This window comes from Bacillus sp. FSL W8-0519 (assembly GCF_038005585.1).
GTDB classification, from domain to species: domain Bacteria; phylum Bacillota; class Bacilli; order Bacillales; family Bacillaceae_G; genus Bacillus_A; species Bacillus_A paranthracis.
In genome coordinates this window covers 3,571,229-3,598,066 of the sequence record NZ_JBBOTL010000001.1, presented here as the reverse complement: position 1 = coordinate 3,598,066, position 26,838 = coordinate 3,571,229, and the positions used below count along the sequence as shown (strand labels likewise).

General features: G+C 33.2%; 19 protein-coding genes and 1 pseudogene. 15 read left to right on the top strand and 5 right to left on the bottom strand.

What is annotated here, in order from left to right; translation table 11 throughout:
- The first annotated feature begins 170 nt into the window (after window positions 1-170).
- On the top strand, window positions 171-2,849 hold the full coding sequence (mutS, locus tag NST14_RS18765; protein WP_000196015.1) for a DNA mismatch repair protein MutS: 2,679 nt from the start codon (window positions 171-173) through the stop codon (window positions 2,847-2,849).
- An 8-nt stretch (window positions 2,850-2,857) separates the two neighbouring features.
- On the top strand, window positions 2,858-4,801 hold the full coding sequence (gene mutL, locus NST14_RS18760; RefSeq protein ID WP_000516458.1) for a DNA mismatch repair endonuclease MutL: 1,944 nt from the start codon (window positions 2,858-2,860) through the stop codon (window positions 4,799-4,801).
- 59 nt (window positions 4,802-4,860) lie between these two features.
- Here the strand turns inward: mutL and NST14_RS18755 are convergent, their stop codons facing one another.
- A complete protein-coding gene (locus tag NST14_RS18755; protein WP_000572124.1) occupies window positions 4,861-5,826 on the bottom strand; it encodes an SHOCT domain-containing protein in 966 nt (321 codons plus the stop codon).
- Between the two features lie 887 nt (window positions 5,827-6,713).
- Here NST14_RS18755 and NST14_RS18750 point away from each other — a divergent pair.
- From NST14_RS18750 to NST14_RS18725, 6 genes are all read left to right on the top strand, one after another.
- On the top strand, window positions 6,714-7,418 hold the full coding sequence (locus NST14_RS18750; RefSeq protein ID WP_001002806.1) for a lantibiotic protection ABC transporter ATP-binding protein: 705 nt from the start codon (window positions 6,714-6,716) through the stop codon (window positions 7,416-7,418).
- 3 nt (window positions 7,419-7,421) lie between these two features.
- Window positions 7,422-8,174 (top strand): lantibiotic immunity ABC transporter MutE/EpiE family permease subunit, encoded by a 753-nt coding sequence (locus NST14_RS18745; RefSeq protein WP_088297421.1) that lies wholly within the window; start codon window positions 7,422-7,424, stop codon window positions 8,172-8,174.
- A 1-nt stretch (window position 8,175) separates the two neighbouring features.
- On the top strand, window positions 8,176-8,934 hold the full coding sequence (locus tag NST14_RS18740) for a lantibiotic immunity ABC transporter MutG family permease subunit (protein WP_000261156.1): 759 nt from the start codon (window positions 8,176-8,178) through the stop codon (window positions 8,932-8,934).
- A 41-nt stretch (window positions 8,935-8,975) separates the two neighbouring features.
- Window positions 8,976-9,638: a response regulator transcription factor gene (locus NST14_RS18735; RefSeq protein ID WP_000101079.1), complete on the top strand. Its 663-nt coding sequence runs from the start codon at window positions 8,976-8,978 to the stop codon at window positions 9,636-9,638.
- Window positions 9,626-10,987 carry a sensor histidine kinase gene (locus NST14_RS18730; protein ID WP_000416687.1) on the top strand — a complete coding sequence of 454 codons (1,362 nt, stop codon included), beginning with the start codon at window positions 9,626-9,628 and terminating at the stop codon, window positions 10,985-10,987. Before NST14_RS18735 ends, NST14_RS18730 begins: the two co-directional genes overlap by 13 nt.
- A 234-nt stretch (window positions 10,988-11,221) precedes the next feature.
- Window positions 11,222-12,208 (top strand): choloylglycine hydrolase family protein, encoded by a 987-nt coding sequence (locus tag NST14_RS18725; protein WP_229142885.1) that lies wholly within the window; start codon window positions 11,222-11,224, stop codon window positions 12,206-12,208.
- A gap of 389 nt (window positions 12,209-12,597) precedes the next feature.
- Here the strand turns inward: NST14_RS18725 and NST14_RS18720 are convergent, their stop codons facing one another.
- Entirely contained in the window at window positions 12,598-12,783 is a 186-nt protein-coding gene (locus NST14_RS18720; RefSeq protein ID WP_000461127.1) for a hypothetical protein, read from the bottom strand.
- A 453-nt stretch (window positions 12,784-13,236) separates the two neighbouring features.
- Here NST14_RS18720 and NST14_RS18715 point away from each other — a divergent pair, with 453 nt between their 5' ends.
- Window positions 13,237-16,050, top strand: coding sequence for a dynamin family protein (locus NST14_RS18715; RefSeq protein WP_229142884.1), 2,814 nt, complete (start codon window positions 13,237-13,239; stop codon window positions 16,048-16,050).
- A gap of 99 nt (window positions 16,051-16,149) precedes the next feature.
- Here the strand turns inward: NST14_RS18715 and NST14_RS18710 are convergent, their stop codons facing one another.
- The 3 genes from NST14_RS18710 to NST14_RS18700 form a co-directional block, all read right to left on the bottom strand.
- A complete protein-coding gene (locus tag NST14_RS18710; protein ID WP_000791046.1) occupies window positions 16,150-18,069 on the bottom strand; it encodes an LTA synthase family protein in 1,920 nt (639 codons plus the stop codon).
- 481 nt (window positions 18,070-18,550) lie between these two features.
- On the bottom strand, window positions 18,551-19,888 hold the full coding sequence (locus NST14_RS18705; RefSeq protein WP_000272417.1) for an NAD(P)/FAD-dependent oxidoreductase: 1,338 nt from the start codon (window positions 19,886-19,888) through the stop codon (window positions 18,551-18,553).
- A gap of 264 nt (window positions 19,889-20,152) precedes the next feature.
- Complete coding sequence (locus tag NST14_RS18700) at window positions 20,153-20,950, bottom strand: cell wall hydrolase (RefSeq protein ID WP_000770997.1); 798 nt, start codon at window positions 20,948-20,950, stop codon at window positions 20,153-20,155.
- Between the two features lie 295 nt (window positions 20,951-21,245).
- Between NST14_RS18700 and NST14_RS18695 the strand changes: the two genes are divergently transcribed.
- From NST14_RS18695 to NST14_RS18670, 6 genes and pseudogenes are all read left to right on the top strand, one after another.
- On the top strand, window positions 21,246-23,087 hold the full coding sequence (locus tag NST14_RS18695; RefSeq protein WP_000689178.1) for a S8 family peptidase: 1,842 nt from the start codon (window positions 21,246-21,248) through the stop codon (window positions 23,085-23,087).
- A 177-nt stretch (window positions 23,088-23,264) separates the two neighbouring features.
- On the top strand, window positions 23,265-24,254 hold the full coding sequence (gene plcA / locus NST14_RS18690; protein ID WP_000095617.1) for a phosphatidylinositol diacylglycerol-lyase: 990 nt from the start codon (window positions 23,265-23,267) through the stop codon (window positions 24,252-24,254).
- A gap of 31 nt (window positions 24,255-24,285) precedes the next feature.
- Window positions 24,286-24,399, top strand: a pseudogene (locus NST14_RS18685) (GntR family transcriptional regulator); the annotation flags it as partial.
- Window positions 24,400-24,613: 214 nt separating this feature from the next.
- A complete protein-coding gene (locus NST14_RS18680; RefSeq protein ID WP_000575328.1) occupies window positions 24,614-24,805 on the top strand; it encodes a hypothetical protein in 192 nt (63 codons plus the stop codon).
- A gap of 186 nt (window positions 24,806-24,991) precedes the next feature.
- A complete protein-coding gene (gene pdxR / locus NST14_RS18675) occupies window positions 24,992-26,425 on the top strand; it encodes a MocR-like pyridoxine biosynthesis transcription factor PdxR (RefSeq protein WP_229142883.1) in 1,434 nt (477 codons plus the stop codon).
- A gap of 33 nt (window positions 26,426-26,458) precedes the next feature.
- Window positions 26,459-26,815, top strand: a complete 357-nt coding sequence (locus NST14_RS18670) for a CidA/LrgA family holin-like protein (RefSeq protein WP_000878383.1) — start codon at window positions 26,459-26,461, stop codon at window positions 26,813-26,815.
- Window positions 26,816-26,838 lie beyond the last annotated feature (23 nt).

Below are 26,838 nucleotides of genomic sequence, written 5' to 3'. Positions count from 1 at the left end.
GGAGAAGTTCTTCCTAGCTTTTTACTTTACATAAGTGGTGCTTAGATGAACATGATTGCTAATGAAATGTGCTATAATGAAGAAAGACTCCTGAAATAGGAGATAAGAGTGTCCGTGAAATGTGACATATATGAATATAGATTATTATGTAAGAATTATGGAGGATAAGTATGACGCAATATACGCCTATGATACAGCAATATTTAAAAGTTAAGGCAGACTATCAAGATGCCTTTTTATTTTTCCGCTTAGGTGATTTTTATGAAATGTTCTTTGAGGATGCGGTTAAAGCAGCCCACGAACTTGAAATTACATTAACGAGCCGAGACGGTGGTAGTAGTGAACGTATACCGATGTGCGGTGTACCGTATCATGCGGCTAAAAACTATATTGAACAACTTGTTGAAAAAGGATATAAAGTAGCGGTTTGTGAGCAAGTAGAAGACCCAAAAACAGCTAAAGGTGTAGTGCGCCGTGAAGTCGTACAATTAATTACGCCAGGAACGATGATGGAAGGGCGTACGATTGATGAGAAAGAAAATAACTTTTTAGCCGCATTAACACATTTTGAAGATGGATCATATGCGTTAGCTTGTAACGATTTAACGACTGGGCAAAATACAGTAACGTTATTGACTGGTTCAGTAGAGGATATTTTATTAGAAGTGTATGCAACTGGTTCGAAAGAAATTGTTGTAGATTCTTCCTTTTCTAAAGATGAACTAAACAAGTTAACGGAAACGTTAAAAATGACGATTTCATATGAAGATGCAACGGCAATCCCAGAAGGGTTAGAACATCTTGTGAAAAATGTTTCACAAGCAAAGTTAATTAAAGCAGTTGGACGCTTATTTAACTATGTAATAAGAACGCAAAAACGTTCATTAGATCATTTACAGCCTGTGGAAATTTATTATACGAATCAATTTATGAAAATTGATGTGCATTCAAAGCGAAATTTAGAGCTGACAGAAACACTTCGAACGAAAGAAAAAACAGGATCATTATTATGGCTATTAGATAAGACGAAAACGGCTATGGGTGGTCGTATGTTAAAACAGTGGATGGAACGTCCACTTATACAGAAAGAACGAATCGAAGAGCGTTTAGAAATGGTTGAAACGTTTGTAAATGATTACTTCTTGCGTGAAGATTTAAAAGAAAAGTTAAAAGAAGTATATGATTTAGAACGTTTAGCAGGGAAAGTTGCATTCGGTAATGTCAATGCAAGGGACTTATTACAGTTAAGACGATCTTTACTGCAAGTACCAGCTATTTTAGAAGCGATTAGTTTGTTAGATAACGCGTATGCAGCGAGATTAATTCAAGGTGCAGATCCATGTGAGAGCTTAACAGAATTACTAGGAAGAAGTATTCAAGAAAATCCACCGCTTTCTATTAAAGATGGAGATATTATTAAAGATGGTTATAATGACAAGCTTGATCAATATCGCTATGTGAGTAAAAACGGAAAAACGTGGATTGCTGAGCTTGAAAAACGAGAGCGTGATATTACAGGAATTAAATCGTTGAAAATTGGATACAACCGTATTTTCGGTTACTACATTGAAGTAACGAAAGCGAACCTTGGAGCATTACCAGAAGGCCGCTACGAGCGTAAACAAACGCTTGCTAATGCGGAACGTTTCATTACAGATGAACTAAAAGAAAAAGAAACATTAATCTTAGAAGCTGAAGAAAAAATTGTACAACTAGAATACGATTTATTTACAGCGCTTCGTGAAGAAGTAAAAGTATTTATTCCGAAATTACAGCATTTAGCGAAAGTAATTAGTGAATTAGACGTACTGCAAAGTTTTGCAACAGTTAGTGAAGAAGAACAGTTTGTAAAACCTGTACTAACAACGAAGCGCGAAATCTTTATTAAAGATGGTCGTCATCCTGTCGTTGAAAAAGTATTGAACGGGAAATTGTATGTACCGAATGATTGTATTATGCCAGAGAATATGGATGTATTTTTAATTACAGGACCGAACATGTCTGGTAAAAGTACGTATATGAGACAATTAGCACTTGTAACGGTTATGTCGCAAATTGGTTGTTTCGTACCAGCAACAGAAGCAGTATTACCTGTATTTGACCAAATCTTTACGAGAATTGGCGCGGCGGATGATTTAATTTCAGGTCAAAGTACATTTATGGTCGAAATGTTAGAAGCGAAAAATGCAATTGCAAACGCATCGGAAAGAAGTTTAATTTTATTTGATGAAATTGGACGCGGTACATCTACGTATGATGGTATGGCACTCGCACAAGCAATCATTGAACATATTCATGACCAAATTGGTGCAAAAACGTTATTCTCTACGCATTATCATGAATTGACGGTGTTAGAAGAAAGTTTAGATCAATTGAAAAATGTACACGTTTCAGCTATTGAAGAGAACGGAAAAGTAGTATTCCTTCACAAAATTCAAGACGGGGCAGCAGATAAAAGTTACGGAATTCACGTTGCGCAACTTGCGGAGCTTCCAGATAGCTTAATTGCTCGTGCGAAAGAAGTGTTAGCACAATTAGAAGGACAAGAAGAAATTATTATTCCAAAGCGTGTAGAAGTGAAAGCGCAAGAGCAAGAAGTAATTCCAGAACCTGTAGTTGTAAAAGAAGATCCAGTAGAAATAGAAGAAACGAAGGTAGAGAATGAAGAAGAATCACAACTATCATTCTTTGGTGGAGAACAGTCCTCGAAAAAACAAGACAAGCCAGTTCTAGATGCAAAAGAAACGGCAGTACTTGCGCAAATTAAAAAAATTGATTTACTTGATATGACACCTTTAGAAGCGATGAATGAACTGTATCGTTTACAGAAAAAGTTAAAGAAAGGATGAGTAAGTAGATGGGGAAAATTCGCAAACTCGATGACCAACTCTCTAACTTAATTGCGGCAGGGGAAGTAGTAGAGCGCCCTGCCTCAGTCGTAAAAGAACTTGTGGAAAATTCTATCGATGCGAATAGTACATCTATTGAAATCCACTTAGAAGAAGCTGGTTTATCGAAAATTCGCATTATTGATAATGGAGATGGCATTGCAGAAGAAGATTGTATCGTCGCTTTTGAACGACATGCGACGAGCAAAATTAAAGATGAAAACGATTTGTTTCGCATAAGAACACTCGGTTTCCGCGGCGAGGCATTGCCGAGTATTGCCTCAGTTAGTGAATTAGAATTAATCACTAGCACAGGTGATGCACCTGGTACGCACCTTATTATTAAAGGTGGAGACATTATAAAGCAGGAGAAAACAGCGAGCCGAAAAGGAACAGATATTACAGTACAAAACTTATTCTTTAATACACCAGCGCGTCTTAAATATATGAAAACCATTCATACAGAGCTTGGTAATATTACAGATATCGTGTATCGTATTGCAATGTCACATCCAGAAGTATCATTAAAGCTATTTCACAATGAAAAGAAATTGCTTCATACATCAGGAAATGGTGATGTAAGACAAGTACTTGCATCAATTTATAGCATTCAAGTTGCAAAGAAGCTTGTTCCAATTGAAGCTGAATCTTTAGATTTCACGATTAAAGGTTATGTAACATTACCAGAAGTAACGAGAGCATCTCGTAATTATATGTCAACGATTGTAAATGGCCGTTACGTACGAAATTTCGTATTAATGAAAGCCATTCAACAAGGATACCATACATTACTGCCAGTCGGACGATATCCAATCGGCTTCTTATCGATTGAAATGGATCCAATGCTTGTTGACGTTAACGTACATCCAGCGAAATTAGAAGTTCGTTTTAGTAAAGAACAAGAATTACTAAAGTTGATCGAAGAAACATTGCAAGCAGCATTCAAAAAAATACAGCTCATTCCAGATGCAGGTGTAACAACGAAGAAAAAAGAAAAAGATGAAAGTGTGCAAGAACAGTTTCAGTTTGAGCATGCGAAGCCGAAAGAACCATCCATGCCGGATATCATTTTACCGACGGGCATGGATGAAAAACAAGAAGAACCACTGGCTGTGAAACAACCAGCACAACTGTGGCAACCGCCAAAGCAAGAATGGCAACCACCACAATCGCTCGTAAGAGAAGAACAAAGTTGGCAGCCATCTACTAAACCGATAATGGAAGAACCGATTAGAGAAGAGAAATCGTGGGACAGTAACGAAGAGGATTTTGAACTAGAGGAATTAGAAGAAGAAGTTCAGGAAATAAAAGAGATTGAAATGAACGGTAATGATTTACCGCCGCTTTATCCAATTGGACAAATGCACGGAACATACATTTTCGCTCAAAATGATAAAGGTTTATATATGATTGACCAGCATGCCGCGCAGGAACGTATTAATTATGAATACTTCCGTGATAAAGTAGGGCGAGTAGCGCAAGAAGTACAAGAGCTACTCGTGCCATATCGTATTGACTTATCTCTTACTGAATTTTTACGTGTCGAAGAGCAGCTAGAAGAACTAAAGAAAGTTGGTCTATTCTTGGAGCAATTCGGCCATCAATCCTTTATCGTTCGCTCGCATCCAACGTGGTTCCCGAAAGGACAAGAAACAGAAATTATCGATGAAATGATGGAGCAAGTCGTTAAACTAAAAAAAGTTGATATTAAAAAATTACGTGAAGAAGCAGCCATCATGATGAGCTGTAAAGCTTCCATTAAAGCAAATCAATATTTAACAAACGATCAAATATTTGCTTTACTGGAAGAACTTCGTACAACAACAAACCCATACACATGCCCGCACGGAAGACCAATTCTTGTGCATCATTCTACTTATGAGTTGGAAAAGATGTTTAAGAGGGTTATGTAGGGATAATATGATTTAATAAAAAGAAGCGATGAAATAAATCGCTTCTTTTTTGTTTGGATTTAGTCTAAAAGTTTTTCTTTTTGTTTAATAAATTCTGCATCTGTAATGATTTTTTTATCTTTTAAAATCGCTAATTTTTCAATTTCATCTGCGACAAACATGTTGTTAGGAAGAGGGGAAATATTTGTCTGTTCCTGACTGTCATTCATATATTCTTGGATGATTGAATCTATTATCTGTGGTTGCATAATTTTGGATTCGATTTTTTGATAATATGCTGGAGTGTGTATTGCAAGCTTTATATTTTCTAGAGCCTGTGTAAGGTGTCGGGTGTCCTTTAATTGGGAAGAAAACATTTCTTCTAAAACCCCTTGACGGATAGGCGCCCAAATGAAAAATATAATTATTAGTATAAGAGAACTAATTCCTAAAAAATAGCCTATTGCTTGAGAACTAGTAATCAATGTTTTATTAGTAGGATTATTCATCCATTGGTTGAAGGCTGTCCAAGCAGGAATGATAAATAGTAAAGCTAATCCACCATAGGTTGAAAGGATGGATGCCCATCCTTTTTTCTCGAGTTGATCAATACGATTATGAAAAATGTCTATTAAAAAGTCTAATGTTTTTTCATCTGTTTCTGGTTTACCAGTTAATATGTTGTTTTGAGTTAAAAAAGATTTGATTATTAAACTAATGGATTCATTCCAATAAGGGCTTTTAACTTCTATCTTATATTTTTTATAAGCCTGATTTTGGGCAGGTATCATCACTGTTTTTTTGAAAAGTTGAAAAAATGTCAAGACAATTAAACAATATATAGTAAGGTGTACAAAAGGGTTATATAAAATAGTTTTATTATTATTTGTCGAAAATACAGCGTAAAGATATAATCCTATAAAAATTAAAGAAATAATGGCGAAAATAGATTTGAAAATTTTATATTTTAAAGAAATAGGTTTATATATTAAATTCCAGCTAGTTAGTTTATTTTTATAAAAGTCTAGTAATTGATTTTCAATCAAAGTTAATCATTCTCCTGTTCAAATTGTGTATTTTTAAAGGTAGTATATCATAATAATAAGAGTAATTGGCAATATTTAGAATATATTAGTAAAATAGTGTTAAAATGTTATTTGATTATTAATGGATCAGATAGGGTGAACTAATTCATTATAAGAACATTTGGTATTAGGGGATTCCCATTTTTTATAAATAGACTACTAGTTTAGACAAATTACCACAATGCTTATAAAAGAAAAAATTAAAATCAGTTACTCTTCAGACTAGCGTTGATACTTTGGATGATGTGATTTGTGAATATAAAAGGGAAATTGATTATATTTATGTTCCTATTCATAAGAATTTATAATGGGAGGAACCATATGGACAAGCATCTACCAAAAATAGACGATATTAAGCACCGAGTAAAGGAATTGATCATAATTTATATAGAGAAGTTATTCCTCAAAAGAGCACAATTCTAAAACAAGAATTGTGCTCTTTATTTCAGTTCATTATTAGTATCAATTTAATCAAAATTTATTCGATATTTACAAAAACTTATGTGTTTTCTCATCTTCTCTATATAACTAAATCGATAAATAGTTCGATTTTAAATTAGGTAACAACGATTTCATTTGGAGTAATCGCAATTTTAAGTCCAAACAAGGCGCCAGTAATAGCAAGTGTCGAAAAATCATGTGAATCCACAGTTTCACACATGTTATATTTAAAAATTGTATGAACTTTAAATGTTTTAGAAATAGAATACGAAAAACATATGGGGAAAAGATTAAAGTTCCGTGAGAGAAGAACTTTTTCTTTGACCATATGTTTTTTCATTTTCCTTATAGAATCCTTATAATTGTCGTTTATTCTAGAATTACAATATACGAGGAGGAAGTTTAGGATGAATGAGATTATGTTAGAAACAAAATATCTTTGTAAAACATTTAGAAAGCAAAGTGTGGTAAAAAACATTTCGCTTTCTGTACCGAAATATTCAATCTATGGATTGTTAGGTCCTAATGGAGCGGGGAAATCGACCACTTTAAAAATGATAACAGGCATGCTTACACCTACTTCTGGTGAGATTTACTTTGATGGTCATAAATGGACGCGGCACGATCTACATTCTATTGGTGCTTTAATTGAGTCTCCTCCGCTTTATGAAAATTTAACAGCAAGAGAAAACCTGCAGGTTCGTACGACTGTTTTAGGTTTGCCTAAATCAAGGATTGATGAAGTATTGCATGTTGTGGAGCTAGAGAATACAGAAAAGAAAAAAGCAAAGGATTTTTCTATGGGGATGAAACAACGATTGGGAATTGCGATTGCATTGCTGAACCATCCGAAGTTTTTAATATTAGACGAGCCGATGAATGGACTGGATCCTTTTGGAATTCAGGAATTAAGAAAACTCATTCTATCCTTTCCTGGAAAAGGAATTACGGTCATTTTATCGAGTCATATTTTAAGCGAAGTAAGTCAAATTGCAGATCATGTTGGGATTATATCAGGTGGTGTATTGGGGTATCAGGGGAAATTGAATAAGAATGATGACTTGGAAGATTTATTTGTACAAGTGGCTGGAAAGTATAGAAGGGAGGCATAAGAAATGAATCTATATATTGCATCTGAAAAAATTAAAATTAGACATACTTTTTTGAATAAACTTATATGGCTAGTTCCATTTGCTACAATACTAATTGCCTTTTTATTATCGGCGGATTATTTTCAATTATCTAGTTACAACTGGTGGTACATTACGATGCTTCCGGGAATGGTTTCTTTAAGTTGTGTACTTCTTGCGGAGAAAGATAAAAAAATGAATAATCGTTCCATCTTATCGTTACCAGTTTCATTAAAGCGAGTATGGATTTCTAAAGTATTACTAATTTTAGGGATTTTGAGTTTTTCATGCATACTGTTTTTCTGTGAAATCGAGTTATCTAGTTTACTAGTAAATAAAGAGAATTTCCGAATCATTCCTACGGTAAATGCACTATTAGGAAGCGTTCTTTTAATCGTTACTTTTATGTGGCAAATTCCAATCTGCTTGTTTTTAGGTAACAAAATAGGTCTATTTCCGACGCTTCTGTTGAATGTAGGGGCAAATGGAATTTTTGGAGTTGTATTGGCAACAAAAAATATTTGGATGATTAGTCCATACACATATCCAAGTAGACTGATGATCCCTATTTTAAAAATACTACCAAATGGTTTGTATGCAGAAACCGGAAGTGTAACGTTTAAACCAGAACTACTTTCCTACGATGCAATTTTGCCAGGCATAGTAATTTCTGTTGTGTTGTTCCTGTTATTCACTTATGTGACGGCAAAGTGGTTTGAAAAGCAGGAGGCAAAATAATATGGTGGTTTTGTCGAGGATATTAAGAGCTGATTTTATAAAAATGAAACACACGATTTTTTTCGGGATACATGTAGCGATGCCAATCATCGGTATTGCTCTTTTTTTAAGTTATTATTCCTTTTCAAAATTTGATTCTATAAATAAAGTTTCAGGCTATATACAAGTATTATCGATATCTTTTCCGTTGCTAATTAGCATAGTGAGTTCTTCTGTCGTGGAACAGGAAGCTTTGGCAGGAAATTTTAAAGAACTTTTATCAACGGAATACGGAAGACGTAAAGCGTTAATTAGTAAAGTATGTTTACTTTTAATATGTGGGTTTTGTTCCACTATGTTGGCAGTTTTTGGATTTGCTACAGGTTTTCATTTTCTGTTAGGACAAAATGAAATTCCATTTGCTTTGTATGTTGAAATTTCCTTCATTCTTTTTAGTTGTCAAATCTTTATGTATATATGGCATCTGTTCTTAAATTTTCGCTTTAGTAAAGGTGCTTCCATTGGGATTGGAATTATAGACAGCTTGCTGGTAGCTTTAATGCTTACAGGGATGGGGGATGTGATTTGGAAATACATTCCATGTGCATGGGGCGCGAGATTATGCAATTATTTTTTGGGATACAAATTAAGTCCTAGTTCTATTCGTGTCTTACCAGTAGAAGCAGCAACTGGAGCAGTGATTTGTGTTTGTTTCACGATCATTGCATTTGTTATTTCTCTTATGTGGTTTTCCTTTTATGAAGGACGCAAAGAAATGTAAGTATAATTGTATTATAATGGAAGAGTGGGGAGGGATTCTATATGGCAAGAATATTAGCAATTGATGATGAAGACGGCATCCTTTACATTATAAAAAGTGCTTTAGAGAAAGAAGGTCATGAGGTAACAGCCGTTAGTAATCCTCTTACTATACCAAAGGAAAAATTTTGTCATTTTGATTTAATTCTATTAGATGTCATGATGCCAGAAATAGATGGATTTACACTTTGTAAGGAAATACGGGATTTGGTCGATAGTCCAATTGTGTTTCTAACGGCCAAAACAATGGAGAAGGACCTGATCACAGGGCTTAGTCTCGGTGGAGATGACTATATTACAAAACCTTTTGGGATTGGAGAACTACGTGCGAGGGTGTCCGCACATGTAAGGCGTGAGCATAGAGAAAAGCAAAATGCATTTTTCCTGTCAGGTCTTACATTTCATCTGTCATGTAAAGAAATATGGCATGACGATACATCTATCGCATTTACGAAAAGTGAGTATGGAATTTGCGAATATTTAGCTTTGAATCATGGACAAGTATTTTCAAGAGAAAAGATTTATGAAAATGTTTTTGGTTATGAGGGAGAAAGTGATAACCAAGTAATTGTGGAACATATTAAAAATATCCGTCATAAATTATCTAAGTATGGCATGAATCCAATAGAAACAGTATGGGGAATTGGTTATAAATGGAGAAAGTGAAAAAGCAAGTCAACCTTAGTAAGATTTTAATACAGTATATTTTTGCATTTTCAATAGGGACGATTGCTTTAGTGACTTTTTTTATGATTCTATTCCAAGTTGGAGTTAACGCAGAAATAATCTTACCAGCAAATTATTATGAAAAACAGATTGAGTCGCAAAGAGATGCTATAGTTAAAGTAGAGCAGGACGATGATCAAATTCTAAAGCAATATAAATATGTTGTGTATGATTTTTCTGGAAACGTTATTCAAGGGAGTATTAATAAAGATTATGCGGGACAAATATGGAATAACATACATAAGGATGAAAAAGGTGACAGTACGTACTACTATGCAGTTATAGAACGTGATAAAGATATTTGTGTCATTCTATATACGCTACATGCTACTTTTAAAAATCCTTTTTTGCAGAAGTATTTACCGAGTCCGGAAGTTTGTGAAATTGTTCTTTTTATTCTATTATTTGTTGCCGAAGTGATATTTCTATCTCGCTCTTTTGGTAAATCATTGTCAAAGGAAATGCTGATTTTGAGAAAGGTAACAGATAAAATTCAAAAGGAAGATTTAGATTTTCAAGTGGAACAATCTAAAATAAAAGAAGTGAATGAAGTATTAACTTCTTTAGTAAAAATGAAAGATGAATTAAATCATTCATTACGTACACAGTGGAATATGGAAACAAATAGAAGAGAGCAGATTGTTGCTTTGGCACATGATATTAAAACGCCATTAACGATATTGAGAGGGAATGCAGAGCTATTAAATGAATCAATGCTAGATTCAAATCAGAAGAAATGTAATGAGCATATTTTGAAAAGTATTGATGAGATGGAAATATATATGAAATCTTTACTCGATATTACGAAATGTGAGGAAGGCGCTTCACTTCAATTCAAGCGAACAGATCTCCGCGACTTTATTGGTAATATTATAGAAGAAAGTGCAATTTGTGTTTTAGGCAAACAGTTAAATCTAATTGAAAATGTTCAGGACATACCAAATTATATTCCTATTGACGAGACCGCTTTGAAAAGAGCAATTATGAATATAATGATGAATGCAATTGAATATTCTCCAACAAAGGGTGACTTGATGTTCTCAGTGGAAATGATTAGTGAAAAACTGCAATTTATTGTAGAGGACTCGGGAAGAGGGTTTACAGAAGAGGAAATGCATTCAGCTACAGAGCAGTTTTATAGGGGAGATAAAAGTAGAAACTCCAAAGATCATCATGGAATGGGGTTATACATTGCTAAAAGCTTTGCAAAGCAACACGGTGGAAACCTTTACTTAAGTAATTCGGAAAAGCTGCACGGTGCAAAAGTTGTTTTGGAAATATCAGCGTAGTAGAGAAGGAGCTTACGTTAGAAGAAAAATATGCACGTTTAGAAGCGGAGCGAAACCTACTAAAAGCTGAAAATGAGTTATTAAAAAAGATCAAATATAAACTAGAGATAACCTCAACCTATTTGTAATTTATATGTACGTTCTTAATTTGTTTGTAAGGAAAGAGGTTTTTAATTTACAGACTTATCGGATTTATGTAAAGTGTAGATAAAACCATAAAATGGGGTGTTCTTTATGTGTACTAGTTTGACATTAGAGACAAAAAACGGTCAGCATCTTTTTGCAAGAACGATGGACTTCACATTAGATATGAATCAAGAAGTAATAATTATTCCTCGACATTACCAGTGGAATAATATAACTGGTGAAATCATTAATACGAAACATGCTATGGTCGGAATGGGAATTAATCATCAAGGAAGGATCATTATGGCGGACGGAGTAAATGAAGCAGGTATGACATGTGCAACACTCTATTTTCCAGGATTCGCTACTTATAGTCAAAGCATAGATGAAAATAAAACGAATTTAGCTCCATTTGATTTTGTAGCTTGGAGTCTTACACAATTCAATTCTGTCAAAGAGTTAAAGAAATCTGTAGATAGCCTTACCTTTTTGGATATACCATTACCGGATTTAGGACTTACGCCACCGCTACATTGGATCTTAGCCGATAAATGGGGAGATTGCATTGTACTGGAGCCGACAAATGAAGGATTAAAGATGTATGATAACCCACTAGGAGTGATGACGAATAGTCCGGAGTTTAATTGGCATTTGCAAAATTTAAGACAATATATTGGCCTTAAATCGCAGCCATTCGCGCCAACAGAATGGAGTAATTTACCATTAAGTGCTTTTGGCCAGGGCTCAGGCTCAATGGGACTTCCAGGGGATTTCACCCCGCCATCGAGGTTTGTGCGGGCAGCATATGGCAAACAAAACATTCAAGGTATAGATAGTGAAGAAGAGGGAGTATCCGCCCTTTTTCATATCTTATCAAATTGCGAGGTACCTAAAGGCGGAGTAATAACAGAAGAAGGGGCATTAGATAATACCATATATACAAGCGTAATGTGTATGGAGTCCGGAACATATTATTATCATACTTACGATTGTAGACAAATTATAGCTGTTCATTTATTTCATGAAAATTTAGATACAGATGAGATTAAAGCCTATCCGTTCCAACGAAAACAAAAAATATTTTATGAAAACTAAGTAGCTTTGAAACAATGTTTGGTGCATTTTTGAATATATATAATAGAGCAATAATGGTTTATATCATTCTTGGGTGCTTCTTTAACTTTGGGATTTATCATAAATCTACTCCTTTCTTCAATGACTCCAACGAGTAGAATTTTGCTGCTAGGAGCATTAGCTAAGGAGCAGTGAAGGTGGAATTTATTTATAAATAGTAAAGAACCAAAAAGGTGTGGAAAATATCCATACCTTTTTGGTTCTTCTATTATCTATGTATAAAAAAGCGCTGTATATCAGCACTTTTTAAAAGTACATGAGTTGTATAAGAAAAACTTATATATTACCTATAACTATACAAGGTCTAATATAGATTCTTATTTGATTAATTGTTATAAGAGCCTATACGCTTATTTATTTTTATTATTATTAATTTTTTCCGTATATAGCACCTGCTCTTTATAATGCTTCTTAATTGGGAAATTATGTGTACCAGAGCCGTTTTTGAAATTTTTATTGATAGGGTTTTTTAGCGGGATTGTTGTAGTTTCGGTAAATTCATATGGGTAGTTTATTTTAGATTTATCTTCAAACATGAAAATGCCTCCTTTTAGGATTTCCTGAATTCTTTACTATAACATGATATGCATATAGATTTTTTTTGGACTAGTTATTTATAGAGGTTAATGGAATTTAATTACGAAACTACTGAAATATTTTAAAGGAAAATAATTTGTGAAATATATGATATTGATTTTTGTTATTTGTTTTGGGAGGTGTTTTTGCATATATATTCGTTATAAATTGTTTTTATAATATGATTCATATAGGTTTTTCCTGATAATATAATGCGGAATATTATAGTGTTATTATGTTATTAGGAACATTTAATGCTGTTTCATAACTGAAAGGGAATTGAAAAAAAACTGAAACTTTTCTCATAAAAATTCAATCTAACTTGAAAAATGAAAGGAAAATGAAATTTTCCAAAAGATATTCTTTGTTAAGATAAAAAGCATACATAAATAAAGTGTTGACATATCTTAAAAATGTATTTTCAAGATATAGTGGGGGAAAAGATGAGAATAGAAAAACAATTAATAAAAAAGATGTATTATGAAACATTCCTAATGGAGAATGTAACAAAACCACCTCTTGACGTACTTGGAGAAGCTTATGTAAACGAAGAAAAAAATGAGATTTCTGATGGATCTTATATTCGTTTTGCGCAAGGTGAATTTTATTATCAGCATCAAGATTTTGAAGCAGCTATTTTTAAATGGGAGAAGGTTAGTAATGAATTAGCACCATGGGCACAAAAAAATATTGCGGATGCTTATTTCGAACTGAATCAATTAGCAGTTGCTGAAAATGTTTATACTTCCATTGCTACTGATAATATAATATTGATGACAGAAATTAGATTACAATTACTTTCTCTTTACATAGAGCAAAATAATTTTGAAGCAGCTTTCGCTGTTATTAAAGAAGCGGTTTCTTTAAATCCGGATTATCCGAATGTCACAAAAATTGCCCGTTCCTTTTATGAGGAACAACAAGATTTTGATAGTGCAGTAGAGCTTGCTGTGAATGAGTTAATTCGAATAGAATCTTATCCTTGGTTTGAGGTGTTAAAAGGATATATCGATAAAGGATTTACTAAACATATTTCACCAGATTATTTTTATGATGCATTAGTTACATTAAATAATGTAGATCAAGTACAATTTACGCAAATGGTTTCATCACTTTGGAACAGTTATAAAAATGAACAAAATTACTTATTGTGGCTTAACACAATAAATGAATTTTTCTTACATATTGAAATAGAGTCGTCCGATATATGGGACAAAATTTCTTCTCTTTACGAAGAAACATACTTTGCATTAATTCAAGGGCAATATATGCTTAAACAATTACACGATATCATTCCAAGTCTTTTAACAAATTGGTTAAAAGTAGTCAATCCGTCTTATGCTGTATTTCCATCAGCAGCTGTATTGGCATGGGATGAGATTTTTCCATCTAAAATAGATTCAGGCGATATACAACATGCGGAAAAGCTACTGTTATATTCTATGAATCATGTGAATGGTTTAGAGTACAGTCTACATCTTTTTGAATCTATTACACAGTGGGCACAAAAGAACAATATAGAAATAGGTCAACGATTTAGATGGTTAGTTGACGAACTTGCAGATTTAAGAACAAATCGTATTTTAGTAACAGGAACTTCAGGGAACGGAAAAACTACATTTATCAACTCTATATTAGGAGAAAATCTATTAGAAAAATCAATTTCAAATGTAGTAGTTTTAAAAAATGATGCTCATACAGAAATTAACGCCATAACAGATGCTGCAATTACAACAACGGAAGATATCTCTGATTATCATAATATGATGTCTCAACACCATCAAACGTATAGGGATAGAGCATGTGTTGAATTTAAATTACCATGCAAATTTTTAAGTGAAAATAAACTTACATTTGTAGTTACACCTGGCTTTAATAGGAATAACGACACTAGGGATGAGGTATTTGAATATCTAAATTCCGTGGATGAATTATTGTTTGTATTGAATGCGGATTCACCTTTTACTGATAAAGAGCGTGATATTCTATTAAGCATTCAAGAACATACACCAAATTTACAAGTGCATTTCTTATTAAATAAAATCGATAACATTTATAGTGAAGCAGAAGTGAAAAGAGTATTACATGATACGGCAGCGAGAATAAACACATATTTCCCGCATGCGAGGATTTTCCCTTATTCTTCGTTATATACGAGTAATCAACAATTGAATGAGTTAACTGATTTTATTCATTTTAACTTTAATTATAAAAATATTGATGCAGAACGTACTGAAAAGCTATTGTTCTTCATCCGAAAAACAATTACATATCTTTTAGCTAAACGCGTTGAGAAAGAAAACAATCTAGTGGATGCGATTAAGTGGAATGAAGATATGCTAGTGAAACTAAACGGTAGCATGAATAACCTTACTGCATTTGAGAGGGAAAAAATTCATTTCATTACAGAGTCATATCGTACAATGAAAAAGGAAATTACGAATGATCTTACTGAAAATATACCGAAGGTATTACAGAGTTGTTCTGATTTAATAAGTGAAGAAAGCGATTTCGGTCACATGGATACGCAACTAAATAAAGCAATGAATGAAAGAGTGCATAAATATTTAGAACAAACGGTATTACCTCATCTTGCTCTTTCTATGCAAAATTGGATTGCAACTTCTCATAATGAGCTCCTTCAAAGTCAATCGTACTTAGAAGAACTTAGTGAAGGACTTAATTCTTTATTTGGAGAAAATCGAATACAGTTAGAATGTGACTTTAAAGTGCTGGATGACTGGCGCAGAGATACTGACAGAATGACGACTAGAATACAAATGGATGAAGTAAATATTTTACGTCGATTTACGCCAGCACAATTTTTACTGAAAAGTGCGGGTAAATTATTTGGAGTTCTTCCTAAAAATAAAACTATGTTATATAACAAATACAAACAGTATGTAGAAAATGAAGATTATACTGAGGTAACGGATTCTATTATGAAGAAATTTTTCTTGCAATTTGAGCTATTCGAAAACACACAAGAGCGAGATATTCATATCTTCTTTAGGAATCCATTTAACTCCTTGAAACAAGCTGTAGAAAATATGCAATTAGAAATACAAGAAAAACAAGAGATGTTACATAAAATGAAATCAAATCCTGAAGTTTATCATGATTCTATCATGCTCTTTGAATTGAGATTACGTCAATGTGAAGTAATTTTACATATGGGTGATGATCATACTTATACAGATGTAATTTTAGAAACAAGTGCAGAATAAAAGTAAAATATTTAAGATTTTTTATGTGAAATTGCATCACATGTTATAAGAGAGTAAAAGGGAGCAACTGTAATGAGTTGCTCCCTTTGCATATTCACATTATTTTTCAGTTTCTTTAATTTTAGTTTGTACTTCGCCAGTTTTAATTTTATTACTTTCTGAGAAACGTAGTAAATCTCCTTCAATAATTTTGTCAGACATTCGTAATTCATTTTGTGCACGGTTAATGAGTGCTTGAGCTTCTTTTTTTGGTAAATCTACAATTTCACCTGTTATGCGGTCATAGAAAGTGTTGTTTTTGTATGCATATTTGTCTGTAATGAAGCTACCATCACGTAAAACAACAAAACCGGTATATTCATCTGAAAACATATCATGACCAAAACGAATATCGTTCGTAGTATCAATCCCTAATAAATTGAGAATAGTAGGTTTCATATCGATTTGTCCCGTAGGCTTTGAAATCGTTTGACCTTCTGTTTGTCCAGGGACATGAATATATAAAGGTGTACGTTGTAAATTTAAAGTATCAAATTCTGTTATTTGATCTTTTTCTAAAAACTGTGCCATTGCACGATTATGTTTTTCAGAAATGCCATAATGATCACCGTATAATACAATAATAGAATCATCATACATTCCCTCGGCTTTTAAACGCTCAATAAATTTTTTAATTGATTCGTCTAAGTAACGTGCTGTTACGATATAACGATCAAATACGCCATTACCAGAGTTATATGGTTCAATGAATTTTGTATCTTCATCATACGTAAATGGATAATGGTTCGTTAAAGTAAGGAAACGAGCATAAAATGGTTGATCAACAGTTTTTAATATATCTACTGATTGATCAAAGTATTCGATATCTTTTAATCCCCAATTTAAATTTGTTTCGGGCGTAATTTTGTAATCAAGTTCATTATAGTAACGGTCATAACCGAGAGCAGAGTACATGATATTACGATTCCAAAATGTTGCGTTATTCGCATGGAATACAGAAGTGAAATAACCTTGCTGACGTAAAATTTCTGGAGTCGCAGTATAATCATTGTTACCGTGTGTGAAGAATACAGCTCCTCGATTTAATGGATATAACGACGTATCAATTAGAAATTCAGAATCGGATGTTTTTCCTTGCCCAGTTTGGTGGAAAAAGTTATCAAAGTAATAGCTTTCATTTATGAATTCATTCAAAAATGGTGTAACTTCTTGTCCGTTAACTGTTGCGCCTATTAAAAAGGTTTGTAAGGATTCAAGAGTAACAACAATTACGTTTTTTCCTTTCGCTACACCAAACATGTTAGGATTCGGCTCACTTTCGTTTGCCTTCACGTAGTTTTCTGTTTCTTGTAATTTACTACTATCAGCAAGTGCCTTTTGTGATCCTGCTTTTACTTGTAGTGTTAAATCATATACTTGATGCGTGTATAGTCCTAAATTTTTAACAAGCATGACTCGGTCGAAAGATCTCGTTAGTAATTCAGGTCGCTCTTTTTCTGCAAGATGTAGATTTGCAAAAAATACACCAATCGTTAAGAGAAAATATAACAAGCGTGTCGAATGAGTTACGCGCCCCGTTTGGAAGACTAGTGCCTTCTTCTTTAATAAAATAAAGAAGAAAATAATGTCTGCGAATGCGAGTATAATTTTGTAGTTCAATATTTCTATAATACTACCGCCTAATTGGCCAAAGTTTGATGTTTGTCCAAGTACTGGTAACGTAACGAAATCACTATAAAAATCATAGAACATTACATTCCCAACAAGTACAATTGTTAATAAGAAATTAATACATAGCGCGATATAATTTCGCTTTTCACCGGTTGCAAATAATGCGAATCCGACAAAAGCTAATGAAGCAGCGAGAGGGCTAATAAACAAAATAAGCTCTTGTGTAGAAGATTCAATTTTTAAATCAAAACTGAATCTTGTAATAAGATATGTTTTTAACCATACTGCTAAAGCAATTATTAAAACAAAGCTTATATTTTGCATTTGTAAATTGATTTTATTTTTCATTTTTACTCCTTCTTTATATAATTTATTTAACTTGTGTTATATATTATATTTTTATAACTATTAGAGTGTAATGAATCAATTAGCTAATGGTTTCTAAAGGTAAAAAAATAAAGTATTCACATACGTACAATGGAGAATTTTCAAGCGTAAATCTATTTTTTAGAACAGAGCAGAAAAAGTCATAGTTGTAGTAAAAAATACTTATAGACATCCTAACATATTAAACACTATGGTGATGTTACAAAATATCGAACAAATGAAGGTGGAACTGAATAGAGGCTTGTAAAACTATTGACATTCAATTTGTTAGAATTGAATGTCAATAGTTATATATACACGTTTATATTACATATGTATCTCATGAAATCTCGATTCCTTGTGGGATAATCGTTAGCGGAGGGAGGATAGTGATTTATGCTATTACTACATAAATAAAGCGTTGTGAAACTTAAAATATTTGATTGGTATCTTAATTATGCAATTAGATGTCAGATAAATATTTTCCAACATACAATCCACTTGCAGCAGCTTGAGATAATGAATGAGTGACGCCTGAACAATCCCCAACTAAAAATAGTCCATGTATATTTGTTTCAAAATGATTATTGAGTTTTATCGTAGGAGCATAAAACTTTCCGTCAATTCCATATAATAAAGTATCTTTATCGATCGGTTCTTGGATAAATTGTTCTAAGCGTAATAAAAATTCTTTAAGTCCTTCAATATATAATGGAGGAATTTCTGTATGCAAATCTCCATAATCTCCTTGTAGTGTAGGTTGTATACGGTTATGTTTCATATCGTTCGCTATTGTAGGTTCTTTTTTTAATAAGTCCTCTAAGCGCTGTATAACAATCCGATCTTGTCCTTGGTTAATGCCTTTAATAATTGAGCTTGCATACAGATTTGCTTCTTTGAGAGTTGGAAAATAAAGCGGGATAAATAAAGTGAAGTTTAAGTTAGGTGTACCAGTTCCTTTCTCCCGAAAATTTTGACCGTCAGGCATAACTAGACCTTCTTCGTACTTTCTAATAATGCGTCCTTTTGGATTCATACAGTACGTAGTTGCTGTGAAACCTTTATGCTCATACGAAAGTTTTGTCTCAAATGTATCTTTTAATATAGAACGTAATTGGTGTTCTTTCATCTCTACCCTGATACCTAAATCTACACGAGTTTGTTCCTGAAAAATATGTAGAGAAGTGCACATCTCCTTTAACCAATCTGCTCCGGAACGCCCAGTTGCAAATACTAGTTGTCTAGATTGAAATGTTCCTTCATTTGTATCTATAGTAAAATGATCTTTCTGTTTCATAATATGTTGTACATCTATATGAAATTGTATATTTATTTTCGTAAGTAAAAATTCATAGAGTTGCTGAAAAATGTCACTTGAAAGGGTAGTACCAAGATGCCGTACTTCTGTTGTTAGCATTTGTAAACCACACGATTCAGCTCTCTTATTGAGATTTGGATTTTCTGTAGAATATTTTGAAACTGAATTTCCTCCGAACTGACATAGAATTTCATCTACTTCAGCCATAAGTTGTATAAAACCCTCTTTCCCAACTTTTTGCTCAAGTTCTCCACCAAATCCGTTTGTATAATTAAATTTCCCTTCAGATTTTCCTAAACCAGCAAATCCGAAATATTTATCACATGTAGTACAATTACAAGCTTTTCCTTCGTCTAAAGGACAATGGCGATTTTCTAGCGCTTTACCTTTATCAAGAATTAAAACCTTTTTGTTACTTTTAGCTAGTGAATAAGCCATAAAAATGCTACTTACTCCAGCGCCGATAATTGTAACATCATACATATTTTTTCACCTGCTAACGAATAGTTTGTTTTTTATTTTTCTAGTGTATAACAATTTTATGAAGTTAAGAAATAGCTTTTATTAATAAAGAGGGAGTTTTTGAACTTGATGCTTTTTCATTTCTTCGACTGGTGGAGTAAATACAAATGTTTTTATTTGAAAGAAGGGATAGTTTTAAAAGATCACTATGTCATATGATTAATAAAAACTTATATATAAAAAACAGACCTTTTAAGTGAAAAGGTCTGTTAATGCATTTAAATCTTATTTAGCGAAGACGTGGTTACCGATTACTGCTACTGTTTGACGTGTCGTAATCCATTTGTCTGTTGATGTTTTCGGATTATAGAAATAAAGCCAATCAGAATGTATTCCATTTGTGGAGATAGCCTCTTCTACAGCCATTTTTGCTTCTGCGCTTGCAGGTTGATTAATTCTTCCATCTGTAACAGGAGTAAATGCATATCCGTATTTAATAGGTTCATAAATAACGCCTGTTATTGTATTTGGAAAACCTTTTGCGTTTACACGGTTTAGTATAACTTTCGCTACTGCTACTTTTCCTTTATACGATTCGCCACCTGCTTCAGCAGTAACTAAGCGTGCCATTAAGTCTTTTTCTTTTTCTGAAATGCTTGAGTTTATTTTTATATGTTGTCCTGTATAAAGCTTGTTTCCGACTGTATTGTTAATTTGTTTTATAGATTGAACGGTAACATTGTAACGCTTTGCTATCGCTTCCAATGAATCTCCCGGTTGTACTTGATAAATAATTTGCTCAGAAATGTTCGCAGGTTTGGCGTTTTGGCGAACAGTGATTTCATTTGAGTTGACGGAACCTGGAATATGTAACTGTTCGCCAATGAAAGTTTGATCGTTTCCTTTATGATTAGCCTGTTTAATGGATTGTATTGAAACGCCGTATTGTTTACTAATGCCCCAAAGTGTATCATTCTTCTTTACTGTATGAATGGTAGAAGCTTCAGCTGTACTTTGACTACATACGAATGTAATTGCAGCCGCAGATATAGGGATTATATGTTTTATTTTTAGTAATTTCATTGTAAATCCTCCTAAGAAAAAATTAAGGTAAAAATTTTAAGTAATGTAGTTTGAGATGTGTATATGCGTAATATATTAATGTAAGTATATTAGCACATATAAAATAAATAATCATTATAAGTTTCTTATTCATGTAGTGTAGAGCCCGAATATGAAATATTGCATATGAAAATACATTGAAGTTCATATTTTTGATTACTATAATCTATTTAGTAGAAAGGGAATATGTTATAGAAATCAAATCATTATAGATTAATATAATGATTTAGTTATTATTAATAGGAGGGTTGAAGTAATGAAAATATTTCAAAAAATGTGTGCGTCAACTATAATCATTACAACACTTTTAGGAACAGGAGGCGCTATCAATAGTGTACATGCTGATTCTATAGAACAGCAGAGTAAATTAGGAATAGAACAAGAAACAGATAAGCAAATCATTGTAAAATTTAAAGCGGATTTGGATTTGCCATATGAAGATGGTATTGAAAAACAAATACCATCTCAAACGAATGATAAAGTAATAAAAAATCTTTTGGCAGAATACCCAGATGTAACATTTACTCGTTTATTCACATCTGTAAGCCCGGAACAAATACAAAACCTTGAAGTGAAAGCACCTAATCATGTATCTACAAGTTTATTAAACTACTATATTCTTCAAAATCAAAATAGTGGGTATGAAGAAGAAATAGTAGATAAGTTAAAGGCATCTTCTTTAATAGAAGATGTCTATATGAAGAAACAAGAGAAAATAATGCCACCTGAAGTGCAATCATCAAGTGTAGCTCTTAATCCTAATAATAATCCTAGATTTAAAAAACAAGGTTATCTTGAAGCAGCCCCATACGGTATTAATGCGCCTTTCGCTTGGGGAATTCAAGGTGGTAATGGAAATGGTATCACTTTTGTTGATATGGAATACGGATGGCTATTAAATCATGAGGATTTAGTAAATCAAAATATTGAATTAATGTCTGGAAGAAATATAGATCAGCATGTCGGTCATGGGACGTCTGTACTAGGAATTGTCTCCTCTGAGGACAATGAAGTTGGAAATATTGGGATTGCGCCAAAAGCGAAAGCAAAAGTTATCTCTCAAATAAGAGATAACGGACAGTATAATACGGCTGATGCAATATTAAGTGCTGTAAATCAGTTAGAAGCTGGGGATGTTTTATTGTTAGAGGCACAAGCATCTTTCGATGGATATGGTGATAAATATTTACCTGTTGAAGTACAACCAGATATCTTTGATGCGATCCGTGCTGGTACAGATAAAGGTGTTGTCATTATAGAAGCTGGAGCAAATGGTTGGAATGATTTAGATCAATTTAAAGATAGAAATGGTAAACAAATTTTAAATCGTAATAGTAAAGATTTTAAAGATTCAGGTGCAATTATGGTAGGAGCGGGCTCTTCATCTCTCCCTCATGAGCGTATGTGGTTTTCGAATTATGGAAGCCGTATTGATGTCTATGGTTGGGGAGAAAACGTAGATACAACTACAGCTGAGCAAAGTCGAAGTGCTATAAATCTTTATACACCTAGCTTTAGTGGAACGTCGAGTGCGTCACCTATTATTGCCGGAGCAGCGACTTTAGTACAAAGCATTGCTAAAGAAAATTTAGGACAACCATATAGACCGAGTGAACTAAGAGCAATATTAAGCAACAAGAACACAGGAACAAAATCTAAAGATCCACATGTAGATAAAATAGGTGTTTTACCAGATTTGAAGTCTATACTAGTTAACTTAGGTTATGAACAAAGAAAACCAAACGGTGGGAATGAGTTACAAGTAATAGAAAATGAACCAAATAATGAGCCTAGACAGGCAAATAAAGTTAACTTTCATACACCGGTGAAAGGAACGCTACATAATAGTGATAGAGTAGATGTATTTACTTTCCAAATTGACTCACCGGAAAATATTAACATATCCCTACTAAATGAACAAAATATCGGAATGACATGGGTACTTCATCATGAATCAGATTTAAATAACTATGTAGCATATGGTGAAAATGAAGGGAATGTAGTTAAAGGAACTTATAATGCAAAGCCAGGTAAATATTATTTATACGTCTATAAATATGAGAATAAAGATGGTTCATATGTATTGAACATAAAATAAGCAAAAGGAACTTCAGATGAAGTTCCTTTGAATTTTTCTAATTTAGTATATGTGAATGATTTTTTAATTTTACTTCTATGCAATATTTCATACTTATGAAATGATATTTATTTTTTACTCACCAGATTATATTATATTCAATAAGTTTGATATAAAACAAAAAAAGGAGGAATAATAATGAGCAGTAAGAAATTTATTTTGAAATTATTCATATGTAGTACGATATTTATCACATTTGTATTTGCTTTACATGAGAAGAGAGTCGTTGCGGCTAGCTCTGTTAATGAGCTTGAAAATTGGTCAAAATGGATGCAACCTATACCTGATGATATCCCGTTAGCACGAATTTCAATTCCAGGAACACATGATAGTGGAACGTTTAAGTTGCAAAATCCGATTAAGCAAGTATGGGGAATGACGCAAGAATATGATTTTCGTTACCAAATGGATCATGGAGCTAGAATTTTTGATATAAGAGGACGTTTAACAGATGATAATACGATAGTTCTTCATCATGGGCCATTATATCTTTATGTAACCCTGCACGAATTCATAAACGAAGCGAAACAATTTTTAAAAGATAACCCGAGTGAAACAATTATTATGTCTTTAAAAAAAGAGTATGAGGATATGAAAGGAGCAGAAGGTTCCTTTAGTAATGTGTTTGAAAAAAAATATTTTGTTGATCCTATCTTTTTAAAAACAGAAGGAAATATAAAATTGGGAGATGCTCGTGGGAAAATTGTACTACTAAAAAGATATGGCGGTAGTAATGAATCTGGAGGATATAATAATTTTTATTGGCCAGATAATGAGACGTTTACGACAACTGTAAATCAAAACGTAAATGTAACGGTACAAGATAAATATAAAGTGGGTTATGATGAGAAAGTAAAATCTATTAAAGATACGATCAATGAAACGATGAATAATAGTGAGGATTTACATCATCTATATATTAATTTTACAAGTTTGTCTTCTGGTGGTACAGCATGGAATAGTCCATATTACTACGCCTCTTACATAAATCCTGAAATTGCAAACCATATAAAACAAAAGAATCCTACAAGAGTAGGTTGGATCATTCAAGATTATATAAATGAAAAGTGGTCACCATTACTGTATCAAGAAGTTATAAGAGCGAATGAGTCACTTATAAAAGAATAAAGATGATGAGAGTAAGAAGCGATAAAATACGGCGCTTCTTATTAAAAATACAGTTTGTCTTGTAAACGGGACAATTTTCGAATTATCTCAATCGATGTTTCATTATGAAAAGGCCAAACTTTTAAATCGGATCAATTTTAAGTGAAAAATGAATATAATTAACTTTACGAAAAAGCAACTGATTATAAGTGATCAGTTGCTTTTTATTTTTAAAGTGGATGAGCAAAAAAACATGAAAGTGGTTGGTCCGTTTTTGGCAAACATCCATTATGATAAGAGAAGAAAGGTAGTATGTTATTAACATTTTAAAGAGGAAATTCTTTATTAAAATAGATTGTCTTTAGAGAGGTGGAAATACAATGATTTTTGCAATTTCACTAGTCGTTATTATTGTAGTTGGATCGCTGTTTGGGACCGTGCTAGTTGCGCGAAATGTGGAGGAGAATTACGGCAAGTCCACAAAGAGAAATGTGAAAAATTTATCTGTAATCTATATTCTCCTTCTTTTTGTTCTACTGCTAGGGGTAACATGGTATGCGGTAATAATTTGATAGTTTGTAACAGAACTGCAACGAGAGTATGAAGCTGGAATTTCAGAAGCTATCGAGTAATCAGAAACGGAGCTATTTTAATATATCCATTTTAGGATGAGAAAATGTGACTAATTAATACTATTTTTACGGTAAATACTGTTAGTAATAAATTGAGGGTAGTTAGCTTTGAAAGGAGGCAACTATATGGAATGGAAACCAAATCGTGCAGATAAGACGCCTGTATATAAACAAATAGCGGATTATATTGAAAGAGGTATTTCTTCAGGTGAGTTTCCTTCTGACAGTAAGTTACCTTCTGAGCGCATGTTAGCAAAAGAATTACAGGTGAATAGGAGTACGATAGTAGCTGCATATGAAGAATTAAAATCACTTGGAGTAGTAGAACGGCAAAAAGGAAGCGGAACACGGGTGAATACAGACATATGGGGTGTTTCACATAAACGAATACCGAACTGGGGTAGGTACGTTGAGGATGGATCGTTCTTACCTAACGTACCACTCGTTCAACAAATTAGAACGGAAACACAAAAAGAAGACTTAATTAATTTAGCGAGTGGTGAATTGTCACCAGAATTAATTCCGAGTGATAGATTCCGAACAATTTTGTCGGAGAAAACATTTATGGAAAACCTCGGTTATGACCATCCACTTGGAAATGAAATGTTGAGAAAAACAATTGCGGCACATGTTCAGCAATATAAACAAATTGAATCAGATTCGAATTCTATCCTTATTACATCAGGCGCACAACAGGCACTTAATCTTATCGTTCAATGCTTATTAAAACCTGGCGATGCGATTGCAATTGAGGACCCTTCGTATTGTTTTTCACTGCCGATGTTTAAATCTGCTGGCTTAAAAATATTCCATTTACCTGTTGATCAGCATGGAATGAATCCAGAAGACTTAATTGATTTGCATAAAAAGCATCGTATTCGTATGGTATTTTTAAATCCGGATTATCAAAATCCAACTGGAACTGTGCTTTCATTAGCAAGACGTAAAAAGATTTTAGAACTGTCTTCTGAATTTGGTATACCGATTGTAGAAGATGATCCGTATAGCTTAACTTCATTTAATGGAGAAGTGAATTCAACATTAAAATCAATGGATCAAAACGGCAATGTTCTTTATATAAGTTCATTATCAAAAATTGTTGCATCAGGATTACGTATTGGCTGGGTAATTGGCCCAATGCGTGTAATAGAACGTTTAGCGGATGCAAAGCAGCAAGTTGATTTTGGCCATAGCGTATTTACGCAGTGGGTGGCAAATCAATTTTTAGAATCAGAAGATTTTCATGCACATATTACAATGCTCCGTGGACAATTGAAGGAAAGAAGAGATGCGTTAATTAGAAAGCTTGAAGAAATATTAGGGGACCAGGTGGAATTCTTTGTTCCAGAGGGTGGAATACATTTATGGTGCAAAGTGCAAGGAACGTTTGATGAATATCATTTATTAGGTGAATCTATACGAAATGGTGTAGCGTTTGTCCCGGGGAGTGTTTTAGGTACTAAAAGTGAATATGTTCGTTTTACTTTTGGGAGAGTAAATGTCGAACAAATTCAGCTGGGAATGACGAGATTTGCGGAAACGTTAAATGAAATTTCATAATAGTAATGCGTAATATTGAAATGAGGGAAAGAAATGAAGTACGTGATGCTTTTACTTCAAGTAGGCGTGCTATATGTATTTAGCTTAGTTGGTACGTGGATTCAAGGGGTATTCCATCTATCAATGCCAGGAAGTTTAATAGGGATGTTAATGCTTTTTCTACTCCTTTCTATTCGTATTTTACCATTAAAGTGGTTTGAGGAAGGTGCGGAAAAGTTAATCGTATTTTTACCGTTATTTTTAATCCCTTCGACAACAGGACTGATGGAATACGGGTCTTTTCTTTTTAGTAAGGGAAGTAGTATATTCCTTTTAGTAGTTGCAAGTACGGTAGTAACTTTGATTGTTTCAGGGTATATAAGTCAATTAGTAGTAACATCCAAAAAATAAAATCGACAAGGTGCAAGATGCAA